Genomic DNA, 17233 nt, shown 5'->3' with positions numbered 1-17233 from the left:
AACCATGAGTGTGTTTGAACGCCCGATCGTGATGCTCGACTTCGAGACCACCGGCCTCTCGCCCGAGATGGGCGACCGCATCACCGAAGTGGCGGCGCTGCGCATCGTCGGCGGCGAGATCCGCGAGCGCTACGTCTCGCTGGTGAACTGCGGCGTGCGCATCCCGTCCTTCATCACCCAGCTGACCGGCATCACCCAGGAGATGGTCGATACGGCCCCGCCGAGCCAGGAGGTGGTGGCCGAGCTGCTCGATTTCATCGGCGGCGACATGCTGTCGGCCCACAACGCCAGCTTCGACGAGAAGTTCCTGAAGGCCGAGGGCTGGCGCATCGGCCGCCCGACCGGGCACTGCGGCCTGGTCTGCTCGCTGAAGCTGGCGCGCCGGCTGTTCCCGGGCCTGCCCAGCTACAAGCTGGGCAAGCTGTCGAGCCGCCTCGGCATCCAGTTCCGCGGCGCCGCCCACCGGGCCGAGGCCGACGCCGAAGTCGCCGCCCACGTGCTGCTGCATGCGGCGCGCCAGCTCGGCAGCACCCACGGCCTGGAGCAGGTCGCACCCGACCTGCTGGTGTCGGTCAACAAGCTGGCCGCGGCCAAGGTGCCGGTCTTCCTCGACAAATACGCCAGCCTGGAGCGCGAGCGCCGGGCCGCGCCCCGCATTCCGTCCTGATACCACGGCTTTGCACGCGTGTGGCGTCCCCACGATTGTGCGGACGCAAACCACGGGTGGGGCGCACTCCTTAAAATTTTAACAACGGCGGAAGCTTGTGTTCCGCCTTTGTCGAATGACGGCGAGGGCCGCAAGGGGGTAGGATGAATCGCCAGAACGCCGCCCGCGAGGGACACGAAGTCTTCCAGTGGTTCCTGCCCGCCGCCGAGCGCGGCGATGCCTACGCACAGTTCAACCTCGGCCTGCTGTACAAGCACGGCGAGGCCGTCGGGCGCGACGACGTGCGCGCCCTCGAATGGATGCAGCGCGCGGCCCGACAGGGCCTGGCGGTCGCCCAGAACCATCTCGGCGCCATGTACTGCAACGGCCGCGGCGCCCCGCGCAGCGACGACCTGGCCGCGCGCTGGTTCGGCCGTGCCGCCGCCCAGGGCGATCCCGCCGCCCAGCAGAACCTGGGCCAGCTCTACCGCAAGGGGCGCGGCGTGCCGCAGTCGCACGAAGTCGCCTTCGGCTGGTTCTACCGCGCCGCCGAGCAGGGCCTGGCCAGCGCCCAGAACCTGCTCGGCGAATGCTATCTGCAGGGGCTGGGCGCGCCGGTGAGCCACCCGCTCGCCATGGCCTGGTTTCGCAAGGCCGCGCGCCAGGGTCACGGTCCCGCCCAGCTCAACCTCGCCCTGATGTACCGCCGCGGCGACGGCGTCGAGGCCGACAACGCGCAGGCGGTCTGCTGGTTCCGCGAGGCTGCCGCCCAGGGCATCCCGGCGGCGCAGCGCTTCCTTGGCCAGGCCTATGCCAACGGCCAGGGCGTCCCCACCGATCCCGCCCGCGCCATCGCCTGGCTCGAGCGCGCCGCCATGCAGCACGATACCGAGGCCCAGTACGCGCTCGGCACCCTGCTGGCGGCCGGCCATGGTTCCGGCGACGACGAGCGCGCGCTCGAGTGGTTCCTGCGCGCGGCGGCGCGCGGGCATGCCCAGGCGCAGTACTGCGCCGGCGTCATGTACAGCACCGGCCGCGGCGGTGCGCGCGACCCGGCGCGCGCGCTCGACTGCTACCTGCGCGCGGCCGAGCAGGGCGCCGCCAACGCCCAGTTCAGCCTCGGGGTCATGTATGCCAGGGGCGACGGCGTGCCGCGCGACGAGGCCCGCGCCGCCGACTGGTACCGGCGCGCCGCCCAGCAGGGCGACGCCAGCGCCCAGAACAACCTCGGCGTCCTGTACGCCAACGGCCAGGGCGTAGCGCACGACGACACCCTCGCCACCTACTGGTACCGGCAGGCGGCCGAGCAGGGCCATGCGCTGGCCCAGTACAACCTGGGCGGCATGGTCAACAGCGGGCGCGGGGTCGAGCGCGATCCGCTGCGCGCCTATATGTGGATGCTGTTGGCGGCCGGCGCGGGCCAGGAAGGGCGGCGCCCGCGCGGCGGCGTGGCCGGGCGGCTGGGGGCGAGCGGCGGGCCGTGGGCGCGTGCGCTGGCCTCGCGCGTGCGTGCCGCCCGGCGCCAGCAGCAGGGGCAGGGCTGGCATCCCTGACCTGTCGGTATTGACAGGGCCAGGTGCGTATGCGAGCCCGACAATTCGCGCTATGATGGCCGTCGGCGCAAGCCGACCCCATGAATAACTCGAATGAGATCAACATGACCCTGAGACACGCGACGCTCGTCGTCCTGCTGGCGGCAGCCTTCGGCGCCAACACCGCGCTGGCACAAAGCTGCCCTGCAACCGCCCCTTCGCTGACCTACCCCTTATCGAAGAAGGTGGACCACACCGACAACTACCACGGCACCACCGTCGCCGACCCCTACCGCTGGCTCGAGGACGCGAACAGCGCCGAGACCAAGGAGTGGGTGACGGCCCAGAACAAGGTGACCCAGGCCTACCTGGCGCAGATCCCGCAGCGCGCGGCGATCCGCGAGCGCCTGACCAAGCTGTGGAACTACGAGCGCTACAGCGTGCCGGGCAAGGAAGGCGGCCGCTACTTCTATACCCGCAACGACGGCCTGCAGAACCAGTCGGTCCTGTTCACCCTGAAGAACCTGGGCGACAGCCCGCGCGTCCTGCTCGACCCGAACACCATGTCCGCTGACGGCACCGTCGCCCTGGCCGGCGCCGAAGTCAGCCCGGACGGCAAGCTGCTGGCCTACAGCACCGCCGCCTCGGGTTCGGACTGGAACGAGATCCGCGTGCGCGACATCGAGACCGGCAAGGACCTCGAAGACCACGTCAAGTTCGTGAAGTTCTCCAACACCGCCTGGACCAAGGATGGCAAGGGCTTCTTCTACAGCCGCTACGACGAGCCGAAGGAAGCGACCAAGCTGGCCGACGTCAACTACTTCCAGAAGCTGTACTACCACCGCATCGGTACCCCGCAAAGCGCCGATACCCTGGTGTACGACCGCCCCGACCAGAAGGAATGGGGCTTCGGCGGCAGCACCACCGACGACGGCCGCTACCTGGTCATCACCACCACCAAGGGCACCGCGCCGAAGTACCGCGTGTCGTACAAGGACCTGTCCAAGCCTGACTCGAAAGTCGTCGACCTGGTCGACAACTTCGACGCCGGCTACAGCTTCATCGACAACATCGGCAGCGTCTTCTACTTCAGCACCGACCGCAATGCCCCGCGCAAGCGCATCATCGCGATCGACGTGAACAAGCCGGCGGAGAGCAACTGGAAAGAGATCGTCGGCGAGGGCAAGGACACCCTGGCCGGCGCCGACATCATCAACAACCAGCTGGTGCTCGAGTACCTGAAGGATGCGCGCAGCGTCGTGCGCGTGCACGACCTCAAGGGCAAGCTGGTACGTGAAGTCAAGCTGCCGGGCATCGGCACCGTGGGCGGCCTGTCGGGCAAGCGCGGCGAGACCGAGACCTTCTACTCCTTTGCCGGCTTCACCACCCCGACCACGATCTACCGCCTGAACCTGAAGACCGGCCAGAGCACCGTGTTCCGCCAGCCGAAGGTCGACTTCAACCCGGCCGACTACGAGACCCGCCAGCAGTTCTTCACCTCGAAGGACGGCACCAAGGTCCCGATGTTCATCGTGTCGAAGAAGGGCCTGAAACTGGACGGCTCGAACCCGACCTACCTGTACGGCTACGGCGGCTTCAACATCTCGATGACCCCGGGCTTCTCGCCGGCCAACCTGGCCTGGATGGAGATGGGCGGCGTCTACGTGGTGGCCAACCTGCGCGGCGGCGGCGAATACGGCGAAGCCTGGCACCAGGCCGGCACCAAGCTGCAGAAGCAGAACGTGTTCGACGACTTCATCGGCGCGGCCGAATGGCTGGTCGCCAACAAGGTGACCTCGCCGAGCAAGCTGGCGATCGGCGGCGGCTCCAACGGCGGCCTGCTGGTGGGCGCGGCCATGACCCAGCGTCCGGAACTGTTCGGCGCGGCGATTCCGGCGGTGGGTGTGATGGACATGCTGCGCTTCCACAAGTTCACCATCGGCTGGGCCTGGACCTCGGACTACGGCTCGTCGGAGAACCCGGAAGAGTTCAAGGCCCTGGTCAAGTACTCACCGCTGCATAACCTGAAGCCGGGCACCTGCTATCCGGCCACCATGGTGACCACGGCCGACCACGACGATCGCGTGGTGCCGGCGCACAGCTTCAAGTACGCCGCCGCGGCCCAGGCTGCCCAGGCAGGCGCGGCGCCGGTCCTGATCCGCATCGAGACCAAGGCCGGCCACGGCGCTGGCAAGCCGACCACCAAGCAGATCGAGGAAGTCGCGGACCGCTGGGGCTTCCTGGCGCGTGAGCTGAAGATGGACGCGGCGACGCAGGCAGTTGGCGGCAGCAAGTAAGCTGCGGGCTGACTAAACGACAACGGCCACCCAGGGTGGCCGTTGTTTTTCATGGAACGTCTGCGTTAACGCTGCACGACGACCAGCAGCGCCTTCGCTTCCGTCTTCCCCGCATTCCGGATCACATGGTCATGATCGGCCGGATACCGCGCGGTGCCTCCATGCTTGATCTTCTTCTTTTCCGCCCCCACTTCCAGCTCGATCGTCCCGCTGATCACGGTCAGGTGTTCCTTGGTCCCCGGATCGTGGGCCTGCGAGGCCATCTCGCCGCCCGGCGCCAGGGTCAGCTCGTACCACTCGTACTTGCCCGCCAGGTCCATCGGGCCCAGGATGCGCAGCGAATAGCCGGCGTGGGCGCCGGGCAGGGTGGGCGTCTCGTGGGCATCCACCACGCGGATCAGGTCCACCGCCCGCACTTCGGACGAGAGCAGTTCGCCGATCTCCACGCCCAGGGCATTCGCCAGGCGCCAGGTGATGGCGATGGTGGGATTGGCCTTTTCGCGCTCGATCTGGGACAGCATCGACTTGGACACCCCGGCGATACGTGACAAATCTTCAAGGGTCAGGCCGCGCGCCAGGCGCAGGCGCTGTAGCGTGGCGCCAACTTCCGGCGGGGCGTTATTTGTTACAGTCATTGTGATTGCCTTTGGCTTGCCAAGTTCATTAGCTGGGGGTAATATTCAATATATTGAATTTTCGTTCGACATACAGAACTCGGTTTCATGAACCGAACGGGTCCAACGATACGACATTCGCCAACCACCGGTCAAGCCGGACCAAACCAGGAGCGGAAACACCATGAGCGACCAAGCATTCTATAGTGGCCTCCAATCGAAACTCGAGACGCTGCGCAACGACGGCCTGTTCAAGCCCGAGCGCGTGATCGCCTCGCGCCAGGGCGCAGAAGTCCTTGCGCAGGACGGCCGCACGCTCATCAATATGTGCGCCAACAACTACCTGGGCCTGTCCGGCGACCTCGAGACCTCGAAGGCCGCTGCGGAAGCGCTGGAAAAATACGGCTACGGCCTGTCCTCGGTGCGCTTCATCTGCGGCACCCAGACCGTGCACAAGGAACTCGAGCAGAAGCTGTCCGAATTCCTCGGCACCGAAGACACCATCCTGTACGCGGCCGCCTTCGACGCCAACGGCGGCGTGTTCGAGCCGCTGTTCGACGAGAACGACGCCATCATCTCGGACGCCCTGAACCACGCTTCGATCATCGACGGCGTCCGCCTGTGCAAGGCCGCGCGCTACCGCTACGCCAACAACGACATGGCCGACCTGGAAAAGCAGCTGATCGCGGCGACCGAAGCAGGCAAGCGCCACAAGATCATCGTCACCGACGGTGTGTTCTCGATGGACGGCACCATCGCCCAGCTGGACAAGATCGTCGCGCTGGCCGAAAAGTATGGCGCCCTGACCATGATCGACGAATCGCACGCCTCCGGTTTCATGGGCAAGACCGGGCGCGGCACCCACGAGCACTGCGGCGTGATGGGCAAGATCGACATCATCACCGGCACCCTGGGCAAGGCCCTGGGCGGCGCCATGGGCGGCTTCACCTCGGGCCGCAAGGAAGTCATCGAGACCCTGCGCCAGAAATCGCGTCCCTACCTGTTCTCGAACACACTGGCGCCGATGATCGCCGGCGCCTCGCTGTCGGTGCTGGACCGCATCTCGAAGTCGACCGAACTGCGCGACCGCCTGCACGAGAACACCGCATACTTCCGCAAGGAGATCGAGCGCATCGGCTTCACCATCAAGCCGGGCACCCACCCGGTGGTGCCGGTGATGCTGTTCGAGGCGCCGATCGCACAGAAATTCGCGGCCCGCATGTTCGAACTGGGCGTGCTGCTGTCGGGCTTCTTCTACCCGGTGGTGCCGATGGGCCAGGCGCGCGTGCGCGTGCAGCTGTCGGCCGCGCACACCCGCGAGCAGCTCGACACCGTGCTGGCCGCCTTCGAGCAGGCCGGCCGCGAGCTGGGCATCCTCAAGAATAACTAAAGACAGATCGGAACAGATACATGGAACGCATCCTCATCATCGGCGCCAACGGCCAGATCGGCAGCGAGCTGGTCACCGCCCTGGCGCAGCAGCACGGCGCGGACAAGGTCATCGCCTCGGACATCGGCAGCAACAACGTCTACGGCGCGGCGCGCTATACCCAGCTCGACGTGCTGGACAAGGACCGCCTGTCCCAGCTGATCGACAGCGAAGGCATTACCCAGGTCTACCAGCTGGCGGCACTGCTGTCGGCGACCGGCGAAAAGGCGCCGCTGAAGGCCTGGACCCTGAACATGGACGGCCTGCTGAACATCCTGGAAGTGGCGCGCGAGCGTGGCGAGGCCGGCAAGCCGCTGAAGATCTTCTGGCCCTCGTCGATCGCCGCCTTCGGCCCGAACACCCCGGCCGAGTCGACCCCGCAGTACGCGGTGATGGACCCGACCTCGATCTACGGCATCAGCAAGCTGGCCGGCGAGCGCCTGTGCGAGTACTACCACAGCAAGTACGGCGTGGACGTGCGCAGCATCCGCTACCCGGGCATCATCAGCTTCAAGTCGCCTCCGGGCGGCGGCACCACCGATTACGCGATCGCCATCTTCTATGCCGCCCTCAAGGGCGAGACCTATGAGTGCTTCCTGGGTCCGGAAACCACGCTGCCGATGATCTACATGCCGGACGCGATCCGCGCTACCATCGAACTGATGGATGCCCCGGGCGAGAAAGTCGCGATCCGTTCCTCGTACAACGTGGCTGGCGTGTCCTTCAACCCGCGCGAACTGGCCGCCGCGATCAAGACGTCGCTGCCCGAATTCGAGATCGCCTACAAGCCGGACAGCCGCCAGCAGATCGCCGATTCCTGGCCGAAGAGCCTGGACGACAGCCGCGCGAGCGCCGACTGGGGCTGGAAGGCCCGTATCGGCGTCGACGAGATGGTCGCCGATATGCTGAAGAACATCGACGTCGGCGTCACCGCCTGATTTTCACGGCACATCACCGCAGCCTCATAACAATAAAAAACTGAAGAGCGAGACAATAGATGGACATGAGTGTTTTTGATCTGTTCAAGATCGGTATCGGGCCATCGAGCTCCCACACGGTGGGCCCGATGGTGGCGGCGCGCCGCTTCCTGCTGGAATGCGGCTCGCTGGAGAACGCGGTCGGGGTCGAGGCCCACCTGTACGGGTCCCTGGCCCTGACCGGGGTCGGCCACGCGACCGACAAGGCCGTGATTCTGGGCCTGATGGGCGAAACGCCGCAGGGCGTCGACCCGGACACCGTCGAAGACAAGCTGGCCGAGGCCGAGATGGACGGCGTCCTCAGGCTGCTGGGCACGAAGGAAGTGCCTTTCCAGTACCGCACAGGCCTGGTCTGGCACAAGCAGTCGACCCTGCCGGAGCACCCGAACGGCATGCGCTTCATTCTGCAGCTGGCCGACGGCAGCATCATCGAGCGCATCTATTATTCGGTCGGCGGCGGCTTCATCACGGCGGCCGGCGAAGGCCAGAACCGCGCGCCCGATGCGAATGCGGTCAGCGTGCCTTTCCCGTTCAGCACCATGAGCGAGCTGCTGGCGCAGGGCAGGGAACATGGCCTGTCGATCCCGCACATGCTGCGCGCGAACGAACTGGCGCGCATGAGCGAGGCCGAACTGGACGCGGGCCTGGACCGCATCTGGGAAGTCATGCGCGAGTGCATCGCCCACGGCCTGGTCACCGAAGGCGAGCTGCCGGGCGGCCTGAACGTCAAGCGGCGCGCGGCCAAGCTGTGGAAGCAGGCACACTGCGTCGAGGGCAAGCGCGTCAACGAACTGCCGCATGATGCGACGCACCATGTGACCCTGTACGCGATGGCGGTGAACGAAGAGAACGCGGCCGGCGGCCGTGTCGTGACGGCGCCGACCAACGGTGCCGCCGGCATCATCCCGGCGGTGCTGCGCTACTACGCCGAGGACTGCCGTCCGAGCGATCCGGCCAAGGGTATCCGCGACTTCCTGCTGAGCTCCGCCGCGATCGGCATGCTGTGCAAGAAGAACGCCTCGATCTCGGGCGCCGAAGTCGGCTGCCAGGGCGAAGTCGGCGTGGCCTGCGCGATGGCGGCGGCCGGTCTAGTGGCGGCGCTCGGCGGCTCCAACGAGCGCATCGAGAACGCGGCCGAGATCGGCATCGAGCACCACCTCGGCATGACCTGCGACCCGATCGGCGGCCTGGTGCAGATTCCCTGCATCGAGCGCAACGGCATGGGGGCAATCAAGGCGATCACGGCGGCTTCGCTGGCCATGAAGGGCGACGGGACGCACTTCGTCAGCCTGGACAATGTGATCGAGACCATGCGCCAGACAGGGGCCGACATGCAGGTGAAGTACAAGGAGACCTCCTTGGGTGGTCTCGCCGTGCATGTGGTGACCGTGAATCACGCAGCTTGCTGAGCTCAAGTCAACTTGGGTCCCGGCCTGCGCCGGGACGACGGTCTCCAAGTTGTTGGCCTTAAGACCGTCATCCCGGCGCAGGCCGGGATCCAATTCTGTTCCGCAGCAACCCACATTTTTTTGCACCACAGCATACGATCCATTCGGGCGCTATAATAAAAGTTCAACCTTGGCCCCTACCGGATTTCCTACCGTATGCATTACGTCTCCACCCGCGCAACCAGCGCGTCCGCAGCACGCAATCCCCAACGTTTTTCCGACATCCTGCTGGCGGGCCTGGCCCCGGACGGCGGCTTGTATCTTCCTGAAGAGTACCCGCAAGTCTCCAAGGAAGAACTCGACGCATGGCGCAAGCTCTCCTACGCCGAACTGGCCTACGAAATCCTGCGCAAGTTCGCGACCGATATCCCCGACGCCGACCTGCGCGCCCTGACCGCCAAGACCTACACGCCCGAGGTCTACCGCAACGCCCGCACCGACGAGTCCAGCGCCGACATCACCCCGCTGCGCGTCCTTGAGGACGGCGCACAGGGCAAACTGGTCCTGCAAGCCCTGTCGAACGGCCCGACCCTGGCCTTCAAGGACATGGCCATGCAACTGCTCGGCAACCTGTTCGAGTATGCGCTGGCCAAGAACAACGATGAACTGAACATCTTCGGCGCCACCTCGGGCGATACCGGCAGCGCCGCCGAGTACGCGATGCGCGGCAAGCGCGGCGTGCGCGTGTTCATGCTGTCGCCGCACAAGAAGATGAGCGCCTTCCAGACTGCGCAGATGTTCAGCCTGCAGGACCCGAACATCTTCAATATCGCCGTCGACGGCGTGTTCGACGACTGCCAGGACATGGTCAAGGCCGTATCGAACGACCTGTCCTTCAAGGCGCGCCACAAGATCGGCACCGTCAACTCGATCAACTGGGCGCGCGTGGTGGCCCAGGTGGTGTACTACTTCCGCGGCTACCTCGCCGCGACGACCAGCAATGACCAGAAGGTCTCCTTCACGGTCCCGTCGGGTAACTTCGGCAACATCTGCGCCGGCCACATCGCACGCATGATGGGCCTGCCGATCGACAAGCTGGTGGCCGCCACCAACGAGAACGACGTGCTGGACGAATTCTTCCGCACCGGCGTGTACCGCGTGCGCAAGCCGGCCGAGACCTATCACACCAGCAGCCCCTCGATGGACATCTCGAAGGCGTCCAACTTCGAGCGCTTCGTGTACGAACTGGTGGGCCGCGACGCCGAGCGCACCCATGCGCTGTTCCGCAAGGTCGACACCCATGGAGGCTTCGACCTGTCAGGCGCAGCGGGCAGCGACGGCGACGAATGGAAGCTGGTCGGCCAGTATGGCTTCGCCTCGGGCAAATCGACCCATGCGGACCGCCTGGCGACCATCCGCGACGTGCTGGACGACTACGGCATCACCATCGATACCCATACCGCCGACGGCATCAAGGTCGCGCGTGAACACCTGCAGCCGGGCGTCCCCATGATCGTGCTGGAAACCGCGCTGGCCGCGAAGTTCAACGAGACCATCCTGGAAGCAATCGGCATGGATGCCGAGCGTCCGGCAGGCTTCGAGGACATCGAGGCGCTGCCGCAGCGCTTCGTGGTCATGGGCACCGATGTGGATACCATGAAGGCCTACATCGCCCAGCACACGGGGCTGTGAGATGAAGCCGCCGATGCTGTCCGTGCGCGAGGCCCTGGGCCGGCTGCTCGATGCGGCGCGGCCGCTCGAGGGCATCGAGCGCGTGCCGACCCTGGAAGCCAATGGCCGCGTGCTGGCCGAAGACCAGCATGCGACCATCAACGTGCCCTCCGCCGACAATACCCAGATGGACGGCTACGCGGTGCGCGCGGCCGACTGCGAGAGCGGCAGCGCGACCCTGCGCGTGGCCCAGCGCATCCCGGCCGGCAGCGTCGGCGAGCCGCTCGAGCCCGGCACCGCCGCCCGCATCTTCACAGGGGCCCTGATTCCGCCCGGCGCCGATGCGGTCGTGATGCAGGAGCAGTGTGAGGCGGTGGGCGACAGCGTCACGGTGCGCCACGCGCCGCGCGCCGGCGAATGGATCCGCCGCACCGGCGAGGACGTCGCGGCGGGCGCGGTGATCCTGCCGGCGGGCACGCGCCTGCGCAGCCAGGAACTCGGGCTGGCCGCTTCCGTGGGCCTGGCCGCGCTGCCGGTACTGCGCCGCGCGCGCGTGGCGGTGTTCTTCACCGGCGACGAACTGGCCATGCCGGGCGAGCCCTTGACGCCGGGCGCCATCTACAACTCGAACCGCTTCACCTTGCGCGGCCTGCTGGAGAACTTCGGCTGCGACTTCACCGATTACGGCATCGTGCCGGATTCGCTGGAGGCGACCCGCGCGACCCTGCGCGAAGCCGCGCGGGAGCACGACCTGATCATCACCTCGGGCGGGGTCTCGGTGGGCGAAGAGGACCACATCAAGCCGGCCGTCGAAGCCGAAGGGCGCCTGGACATGTGGCAGATCGCCGTCAAGCCGGGCAAGCCGCTGGCCTTCGGCGAGATCCGGCGCGAACAGGGCGCCTCGTACTTCATCGGCCTGCCGGGCAACCCGGTGTCGAGCTTCATCACCTTCCTGCTGTTCGTACGGCCCTTCCTGCTGCGCCTGCAAGGCGTGCGCGGACCGGTGGAGCCGCGCGGCTACAGCATGCGCGCCGACTTCGCGCTGCCGAAGGCCGACCGCCGCAACGAATTCCTGCGTGTGCGCGTGAACGCGGCCGGTGGGCTCGACCTGTTCCCGAACCAGGGCTCGGGCGTGCTGACCTCGACCGTCTGGGGCGAGGGCCTGGTGGACAATCCGCCGGGCCAGGCCATCGCCGACGGCGACCTGGTGCGCTTCATTCCCTTCGCCGAACTGCAGCACTAGGATCACCATGAAAATCAGTTTGCGGTATTTCGCATCGGTGCGCGAACAGCTCGGCACCGGACAGGAAAGCCTGGAATTGCCTGCGGTTGCAACGACTGTGGGTGCGGTGCGCGAGGCGTTGGTGGCACGCGGCGGCGCCTGGGCCGAAGCCCTGGGCCAGAACCGCGCCGTGCGCATGGCCTGCAACCAGGTGATGTGCGGCCCCGAGACCGAGGTGGTCGACGGGGCCGAGGTGGCCTTCTTTCCGCCCGTGACGGGCGGCTAGGTCAGATCATCGCGATCGACTGCTCGGCCAGTTCCAGCAGCTTGGCGCAATTGCCGTTCTTCTCGCCATACTCGCGCCAGGCATTGGTACGCGCCACCGCCTGCCACTTGCGCAGGGCTTCGGCGTTCAGGTCGACGATCTGGGCACCGGTCTTGGCGTACACCGCGGCCACCGCCGCGTCGTCCGTCCGTGCGGCCTTGAGCGCGAAGCCTTCCAGCTCGGCGCCCACGGCCATCACGGCAGCCTGCTGCTGCTTGCTGAGGCGGTCGAACACGGTGCGCGACATCATCAGCGGCTCGAACATGAACCAGTAGGCGCCGCCGCGCGCCGTGGTGACGGCGCGCGCCGATTCCTGCAGGCGAAAGGAGATCAGCGAAGTCGACGAGGTCAGCGCCGCGTCGAGGGTCCCGGCGCGCATGGCGGCCTGGATCTCGTTGGACGGCAGGTTGACCACGGTGGCGCCGGCATCGGCCAGCAGGCGGTCCATCTCGTGCGAGCCGCCGCGCACCTTCAGGCCGGCCACGTCTTCCGGATGCAGGATCGGCTTGCCGCGCGAGGCGACCCCGCCGGCCTGCCAGATCCAGCTGACCACCACCAGGCCCTGTTCGTTCAGGATGCGGGTCAGCTCGCGCCCGACCGGCGCATTCTTCCACGCATAGCCCTGCTCGTACGACGTGACCAGTCCGGGCATCAGGCCGATGTTCGCTTCCGGGGCCTCGGCGCCCGCATACGACAGCGGCACCAGGGCCATGTCCAGGCTGCCGTTGCGCAGTGCGCCGAACTGGGCGTTGGGCGCCATCAGGCTGGCGCCGGGATAGATCGAGAACTTCAGGCCGCCGCGGGTGTGCCGTTCGACATTGGCCGCGAACATGCGGCACAAGCGGTCGCGGAAATCGCCTTCTGCAAGGCTGCCGCGCGGGAACTGGTGGGAGATCTTCAGATTGTTTGGCTGCGCCCATGCGGACTGCATCCAGAGTGGACTGGACGCGATTGCGCCCAGCACTGTCCTACGGGACATTGCTGCCCTGTTCATTACCGACATACACATCCTCCAAGATGTTGAAACGGACTGCCTTGGCGAGTCGTGGCGGCCTCGTCGAGCGGGCGCCATCGTTCGTTATAGCGGATACAAGAATATTCCTGTTACATGTATTGTCAAGAAGAATCTTATAGATATGTCAAACGCATGCATATAGCAGGGGTCCGTCTTGATCCAGCCTGGAGGGTGGCGAATCAGGGCTTGGTGTCGGGATGGCGGCACATGGCGCACTCGGCGCCGCGCTCGGCCCGGTAATAGCGCGAGCCGATGAAGATGGCGGCCGCGATCACCGACCAGGCCAGCGACTCGCGCCAGCCGGTCTCGAAGGCCTCGCCGCGCAGGAACACGTCGATGCCGACGAGCAGGGCGAACATCGAGCCGGCGGCCAGCAGGTACTGGCCGCTCCAGTAAGTCAGTTTGTGCATCGGGTGCTCCTTCAGGGTTACAGACGGTTGAGGAAACGGCGGACCGCGTCGGCTACGGCATCGGGCTGGTCGAACATGGCGAAATGGCGCGCCTTGGGCACCGGTTCCACAATCAGCTGGGGCGTGCCGGCGAGCAGGCTGCGGTAGTGTTCGAGCTTCATCATGGCGGTGACCTGGTCCTGGCTCGCATCCGGTTCGAAGTAGGGTACCAGCACCAGCACCGGTGCGGCAATCTTCGGCAGGCCGGGACGCAAATCGGTGCCCAGCAGCTCTTCCATGTAGGCGCCGACGGCGGCGCGGTCGCTGCGCAGGGCCAGCGCGGCCAGGTCCTCGGCCTTGCCCATGTCGACCAGGCCCTGGCTGCGCATGTACTGCTTTTGCTGCTCGGCGTAGGCATCCGCCGGTGCCGCTTCCAGCCGGCGGCGCACGCTGGCCGCCATGAGCGGGCGCTGCTCCGGCGCCAGCGCCTCGGTGCCGGGGAAGACCGGCAGGCCGTCCAGCGAGATCACGCCGCCCACCTGGGCCGGAATGTCCTGGGCCACGGCGAAGGACAGGGCGCCGCCCAGGCTGTGGCCGATCAGCACCGGCTTGTCGAGCCGGCGCGAAATGACCAGTTCCTGCAGGGCGGCGCGGGCCGCCGCGAGCGGCGGGCCGTTCGGGGCCGGACGGCCGTCGAAGCCGGGCAGGGTCACGACGTAGACGGCGCGCTCGCCGCTGAAGCGCCGCACCAGGTCTTGCCAGGCCCAGGGGCCGCTCGCCAGGCCGGGAATCAGGACCAGCGGGCGCCCGCCCTGGCCGTGGCGTTCGACCAGCATGCCCTGGATCTCGAAGCGTTCGGCCGGCGCCATGCGCATGGCGAAGCGGTTGGCGGCGGGCGCCGCCTCTGGCGCGGGGGCGGCATGTACTGGCAGGGTGGCGGCAAGCGCCAGGGTGAACAGGAATGCGGCTTTCATGGTGTCTCCGGGTCTGGGGTGAAGATGGATTCGATCGGTTGGCCGAACAGGCGGGCGATGGCGAAGGCGAGGGGCAGGCTGGGGTCGTAGCGGCCGGTCTCGATCGCATTTACGCTCTGGCGCGAGACGTCGAGCATGTCGGCCAGCTCGGCCTGGCTCCAGCCGCGCTCGGCCCGCAGGGATCGGATGTGGTTGTTCATCGGTCGAGCAGCTTGCGCACCAGCTGCACCAGGATGACGGCGCCACACAGGACGCACCACACGGTGAACATCGACAGCTTCGGATAGCCCGCGGTCTCGAGGAAGCCGTAGCTGAAGCTCAGGCCGGCGGTGATGGCGGCCGCCAGGGCCACGTTTTCCAGCAGGCGCATGCGCATGTATTCGTCGATCCGCCCGAAGTGGCGCGCGATGACCCACAGGGCCGCGCCGAAGCCCATCATCGGCGACAGCAGCACCAGGGTGCGCGCCAGGCCGTCTTCCATCGGCCGGCCCCAGCGGATGGCCGCGATCAAGAGCACCGTGTACAGCGCCAGCGATGCGAACAGTTCCCGCAAATAGGCTTTCCCGACCCGCTTTTCATGCATGACATCCTCCAACAAGTAAAGTATGCTTGACATCGTAGTCAAGGAAACTAGACATGTCAAGTTCCCTTTACATGTTTATGCGGGCCGCAAACTCGACTACAATGCCGCTCCTTCGCCTACCCTGAATGCCGATGAGCCAGCAGCCCAGCCAATCCCCACGTGTCGCCGTCATCGGCGGCGGCCCCGCCGGCCTGATGGCGGCCGAAGTCCTGGCCGCCGGCGGCGTGCAGGTCGACGTCTACGATGCCATGCCCTCGGTCGGCCGCAAGTTCCTGCTGGCCGGGAAGGGCGGCATGAACATCACCCATTCGGAAGCGCTGCCGGCCTTCCGCGCACGCTACGGCGCACGCGAGCCCGAGGTCGCGCGCTGGCTGGACGGCTTCGACCCGCAGGCGGTGCGCGACTGGATCCATGCGCTCGGCATCGACACTTTCGTCGGCAGCTCGGGCCGGGTCTTCCCGCTCGAGATGAAGGCCGCGCCCCTGCTGCGCGCCTGGCTGCACCGCCTGCGCGAGGCCGGCGTACGCTTCCACATGCGCCATCGCTGGCTCGGCTGGCAGGATGGGCGCCTGCGCATGGCGACGCCGGATGGCGAGCTGCTGGTCGATGCCGACGCCACCGTGCTGGCCCTGGGTGGCGCGAGCTGGGCCCGCCTCGGTTCCGACGGCGCCTGGGTGCCGCTGCTGGCCGAACAAGCTGTGGAGGTCGCGCCGCTGGTGCCCTCCAACTGCGGTTTCGACGTCGGCTGGAGTGCGCATTTCAAAGAGAAGCATGCAGGGGCGCCGCTCACCACGGTGGCCATCGCGTGGCGCGGTCGCGACGGAACGCTGGAAAAACGCCAGGGCCAGTTCGTGGTCACCCAGACCGGCATCGAGGGCAGCCTGGTGTACGCGCTGTCGGCGCCGCTGCGCGACCAGATCGCCCGGCAGGGCAGCACCACGGTCTGGCTCGACCTGCTGCCCGACCTCGACGCGGCGCGGGTGGCGGCGGAAGTGGCGCGCCCGCGCGCTTCGCGCTCGATGTCCAGCCATCTGCAGGGCCGGCTCGGCATCAAGGGCGTCAAGGCGGGACTGCTGCACGAATGCCTGTCGAAGGAAGATTACGCCGACCCGGAGAAACTGGCGGCCGCGCTGAAGGCGCTGCCCCTGGTCTTGCAGCGCGCGCGCCCGATCGATGAAGCGATCAGCAGCGCCGGCGGGGTGCGTTTCGAGGCGCTGGAGGATGGCAGCGCGATGCTGCGCGCGCTGCCCGGGGTGTTCGTGGCGGGAGAAATGGTGGATTGGGAAGCGCCGACCGGCGGCTACCTGCTCACTGCCTGCTTCGGCAGCGGCCGCGCCGCAGGGCGCGACGCGCTCGAGTGGATCAATCGGTAAAGGTCACCGCACCGCTGCCCGAACGGCTGACGCTGCGCTCGGCCGGATTGCCGATCACCTCGATGTCGCCGCTGCCCGAGATCGAAGCGGCGACGCTCTGGGATGCCCGCACGGTGCTCTGGCCGGAACCGGTCTGGCTGACCTGCACCTTTTCTGCGCGCAGGTGGCGCGCATCGAGTTCGCCCGAACCGCTGGCATTGGCTTCCAGTTCGCGGGTGCTGCCGACGATGGTCAGGTGTCCCGAGCCGCTGAGCACCGCATCGAAGCGCTCGATGCCGGAGCCGGCATTCAGGTCCAGTTCGCCGCTGCCGCTCATGCCGGCATCCACCTCGCGGAAGCGGCCATTGAAGTGCAGGCTGCCCGAGCCTTCCATGCGCACCTTGATGCGTTCGCCCGAAAAACCGTTGACCGTGCTGTCGCCGCTGCCGTCCACCGTGACGCCCGTCAGGCTTGGCAGCACCAGTTCGACTTCGAGCGGGCGGCGGTGGCCCAGCACCATGCCGCGGATGCCGATGTGCAGGACCTCGCCTTCCTTGCGGACATCGACGTTGTCCAGCAGGCGCGCCTCGCCGCGCACCTTCAGCGACGGCGCCGAGCCGTAGCGCAGGGTCAGGTCGATCGGTCCTTCCAGGTCGACCGCGTCGACCCCGGCCGGCAGCTCGCGGTTCTCGCTCGCCACCTGGCGGCCTTCGCTGGCCGCGGCCACGCCGTTGGCGCGCAGCGCCGCGTAGCTCAGGCCGATCAATACGAAGGCCAGCAACAGCAGGCTGAATCCGACTTTCAGCAATCCGCGCATGT

General features: G+C 67.1%; 17 protein-coding genes. 10 read left to right on the top strand and 7 right to left on the bottom strand.

The window, feature by feature from the left end; all coding sequences use genetic code 11:
- Window positions 1-4 precede the first annotated feature (4 nt).
- The 3 genes from ACSQ25_RS13140 to ACSQ25_RS13130 all read left to right on the top strand — a co-directional run bounded on the left by ACSQ25_RS13140 (window position 5) and on the right by ACSQ25_RS13130 (window position 4475).
- On the top strand, window positions 5-667 hold the full coding sequence (locus tag ACSQ25_RS13140) for a 3'-5' exonuclease (protein WP_436106131.1): 663 nt from the start codon (window positions 5-7) through the stop codon (window positions 665-667).
- A gap of 143 nt (window positions 668-810) precedes the next feature.
- Window positions 811-2199 (top strand): tetratricopeptide repeat protein, encoded by a 1389-nt coding sequence (locus tag ACSQ25_RS13135; RefSeq protein WP_436106130.1) that lies wholly within the window; start codon window positions 811-813, stop codon window positions 2197-2199.
- A 104-nt stretch (window positions 2200-2303) separates the two neighbouring features.
- Entirely contained in the window at window positions 2304-4475 is a 2172-nt protein-coding gene (locus ACSQ25_RS13130; protein WP_436106129.1) for a prolyl oligopeptidase family serine peptidase, read from the top strand.
- 65 nt (window positions 4476-4540) lie between these two features.
- On the opposite strand, the gene ACSQ25_RS13125 is transcribed toward ACSQ25_RS13130, so the two are convergent.
- Entirely contained in the window at window positions 4541-5110 is a 570-nt protein-coding gene (locus ACSQ25_RS13125) for a helix-turn-helix domain-containing protein (protein ID WP_436106128.1), read from the bottom strand.
- A gap of 163 nt (window positions 5111-5273) precedes the next feature.
- Here ACSQ25_RS13125 and ACSQ25_RS13120 point away from each other — a divergent pair, with 163 nt between their 5' ends.
- The 6 genes from ACSQ25_RS13120 (at window position 5274) to moaD (ending at window position 12062) form a co-directional block, all read left to right on the top strand.
- Window positions 5274-6479 (top strand): glycine C-acetyltransferase, encoded by a 1206-nt coding sequence (locus ACSQ25_RS13120; protein ID WP_436106127.1) that lies wholly within the window; start codon window positions 5274-5276, stop codon window positions 6477-6479.
- Window positions 6480-6499: 20 nt separating this feature from the next.
- On the top strand, window positions 6500-7456 hold the full coding sequence (locus ACSQ25_RS13115; RefSeq protein WP_436106126.1) for an NAD-dependent epimerase/dehydratase family protein: 957 nt from the start codon (window positions 6500-6502) through the stop codon (window positions 7454-7456).
- Between the two features lie 59 nt (window positions 7457-7515).
- Window positions 7516-8904 carry an L-serine ammonia-lyase gene (locus ACSQ25_RS13110; RefSeq protein ID WP_436106125.1) on the top strand — a complete coding sequence of 463 codons (1389 nt, stop codon included), beginning with the start codon at window positions 7516-7518 and terminating at the stop codon, window positions 8902-8904.
- Window positions 8905-9099: 195 nt separating this feature from the next.
- The gene (gene thrC, locus ACSQ25_RS13105) at window positions 9100-10575 is read left to right on the top strand and encodes a threonine synthase (RefSeq protein ID WP_436106124.1); all 1476 of its coding nucleotides are present in this window, start codon (window positions 9100-9102) and stop codon (window positions 10573-10575) included.
- Between the two features lie 13 nt (window positions 10576-10588).
- Window positions 10589-11797: a molybdopterin molybdotransferase MoeA gene (locus ACSQ25_RS13100; RefSeq protein WP_436108072.1), complete on the top strand. Its 1209-nt coding sequence runs from the start codon at window positions 10589-10591 to the stop codon at window positions 11795-11797.
- Between the two features lie 7 nt (window positions 11798-11804).
- Window positions 11805-12062, top strand: coding sequence for a molybdopterin converting factor subunit 1 (moaD, locus tag ACSQ25_RS13095; RefSeq protein ID WP_436106123.1), 258 nt, complete (start codon window positions 11805-11807; stop codon window positions 12060-12062).
- Between the two features lies 1 nt (window position 12063).
- Here the strand turns inward: moaD and dctP are convergent, their stop codons facing one another.
- The 5 genes from dctP to ACSQ25_RS13070 form a co-directional block, all read right to left on the bottom strand.
- Window positions 12064-13080 (bottom strand): TRAP transporter substrate-binding protein DctP, encoded by a 1017-nt coding sequence (dctP, locus tag ACSQ25_RS13090; RefSeq protein WP_436106122.1) that lies wholly within the window; start codon window positions 13078-13080, stop codon window positions 12064-12066.
- A gap of 215 nt (window positions 13081-13295) precedes the next feature.
- Window positions 13296-13526, bottom strand: coding sequence for a hypothetical protein (locus tag ACSQ25_RS13085; RefSeq protein ID WP_436106121.1), 231 nt, complete (start codon window positions 13524-13526; stop codon window positions 13296-13298).
- Window positions 13527-13543: 17 nt separating this feature from the next.
- Window positions 13544-14479: an alpha/beta fold hydrolase gene (locus tag ACSQ25_RS13080; protein ID WP_436106120.1), complete on the bottom strand. Its 936-nt coding sequence runs from the start codon at window positions 14477-14479 to the stop codon at window positions 13544-13546.
- Complete coding sequence (locus ACSQ25_RS13075; RefSeq protein WP_436106119.1) at window positions 14476-14679, bottom strand: helix-turn-helix transcriptional regulator; 204 nt, start codon at window positions 14677-14679, stop codon at window positions 14476-14478. Before ACSQ25_RS13075 ends, ACSQ25_RS13080 begins: the two co-directional genes overlap by 4 nt.
- Window positions 14676-15062 (bottom strand): hypothetical protein, encoded by a 387-nt coding sequence (locus ACSQ25_RS13070; protein ID WP_436106118.1) that lies wholly within the window; start codon window positions 15060-15062, stop codon window positions 14676-14678. The genes ACSQ25_RS13075 and ACSQ25_RS13070 overlap by 4 nt, the downstream gene beginning before the upstream one ends.
- 125 nt (window positions 15063-15187) lie before the next feature.
- Here ACSQ25_RS13070 and ACSQ25_RS13065 point away from each other — a divergent pair, with 125 nt between their 5' ends.
- Window positions 15188-16435 carry a TIGR03862 family flavoprotein gene (locus ACSQ25_RS13065; protein ID WP_436106117.1) on the top strand — a complete coding sequence of 416 codons (1248 nt, stop codon included), beginning with the start codon at window positions 15188-15190 and terminating at the stop codon, window positions 16433-16435.
- On the opposite strand, the gene ACSQ25_RS13060 is transcribed toward ACSQ25_RS13065, so the two are convergent.
- Entirely contained in the window at window positions 16425-17231 is an 807-nt protein-coding gene (locus tag ACSQ25_RS13060; protein WP_436106116.1) for a head GIN domain-containing protein, read from the bottom strand. The two genes, ACSQ25_RS13065 and ACSQ25_RS13060, sit on opposite strands and share 11 nt — an antisense overlap.
- Between the last annotated feature and the right edge of the window lie 2 nt (window positions 17232-17233).

Source organism: Massilia sp. LjRoot122, from assembly GCF_964252725.1.
Classification (GTDB): Bacteria; Pseudomonadota; Gammaproteobacteria; order Burkholderiales; family Burkholderiaceae_D; genus Telluria.
The sequence above is the reverse complement of the archived record's forward strand: the minus strand, read 5'-3'. Positions and strand labels throughout refer to the sequence as shown.

Coding starts and splice junctions, on each gene's coding strand:
- ACSQ25_RS13130 (WP_436106129.1), top strand. CDS start 2,304: ATGACCCTGAGACACGCGACGCTCGTCGTCCTGCTGGCGGCAGCCTTC.
- ACSQ25_RS13065 (WP_436106117.1), top strand. CDS start 15,188: ATGCCGATGAGCCAGCAGCCCAGCCAATCCCCACGTGTCGCCGTCATC.
- ACSQ25_RS13135 (WP_436106130.1), top strand. CDS start 811: ATGAATCGCCAGAACGCCGCCCGCGAGGGACACGAAGTCTTCCAGTGG.
- moaD (WP_436106123.1), top strand. CDS start 11,805: ATGAAAATCAGTTTGCGGTATTTCGCATCGGTGCGCGAACAGCTCGGC.
- ACSQ25_RS13100 (WP_436108072.1), top strand. CDS start 10,589: ATGCTGTCCGTGCGCGAGGCCCTGGGCCGGCTGCTCGATGCGGCGCGG.
- ACSQ25_RS13120 (WP_436106127.1), top strand. CDS start 5,274: ATGAGCGACCAAGCATTCTATAGTGGCCTCCAATCGAAACTCGAGACG.
- thrC (WP_436106124.1), top strand. CDS start 9,100: ATGCATTACGTCTCCACCCGCGCAACCAGCGCGTCCGCAGCACGCAAT.
- ACSQ25_RS13060 (WP_436106116.1), bottom strand. CDS start 17,231: ATGCGCGGATTGCTGAAAGTCGGATTCAGCCTGCTGTTGCTGGCCTTC.
- ACSQ25_RS13140 (WP_436106131.1), top strand. CDS start 5: ATGAGTGTGTTTGAACGCCCGATCGTGATGCTCGACTTCGAGACCACC.
- ACSQ25_RS13110 (WP_436106125.1), top strand. CDS start 7,516: ATGGACATGAGTGTTTTTGATCTGTTCAAGATCGGTATCGGGCCATCG.
- ACSQ25_RS13085 (WP_436106121.1), bottom strand. CDS start 13,526: ATGCACAAACTGACTTACTGGAGCGGCCAGTACCTGCTGGCCGCCGGC.
- ACSQ25_RS13115 (WP_436106126.1), top strand. CDS start 6,500: ATGGAACGCATCCTCATCATCGGCGCCAACGGCCAGATCGGCAGCGAG.
- ACSQ25_RS13075 (WP_436106119.1), bottom strand. CDS start 14,679: ATGAACAACCACATCCGATCCCTGCGGGCCGAGCGCGGCTGGAGCCAG.
- ACSQ25_RS13080 (WP_436106120.1), bottom strand. CDS start 14,479: ATGAAAGCCGCATTCCTGTTCACCCTGGCGCTTGCCGCCACCCTGCCA.
- ACSQ25_RS13070 (WP_436106118.1), bottom strand. CDS start 15,062: ATGCATGAAAAGCGGGTCGGGAAAGCCTATTTGCGGGAACTGTTCGCA.
- dctP (WP_436106122.1), bottom strand. CDS start 13,080: ATGTCCCGTAGGACAGTGCTGGGCGCAATCGCGTCCAGTCCACTCTGG.
- ACSQ25_RS13125 (WP_436106128.1), bottom strand. CDS start 5,110: ATGACTGTAACAAATAACGCCCCGCCGGAAGTTGGCGCCACGCTACAG.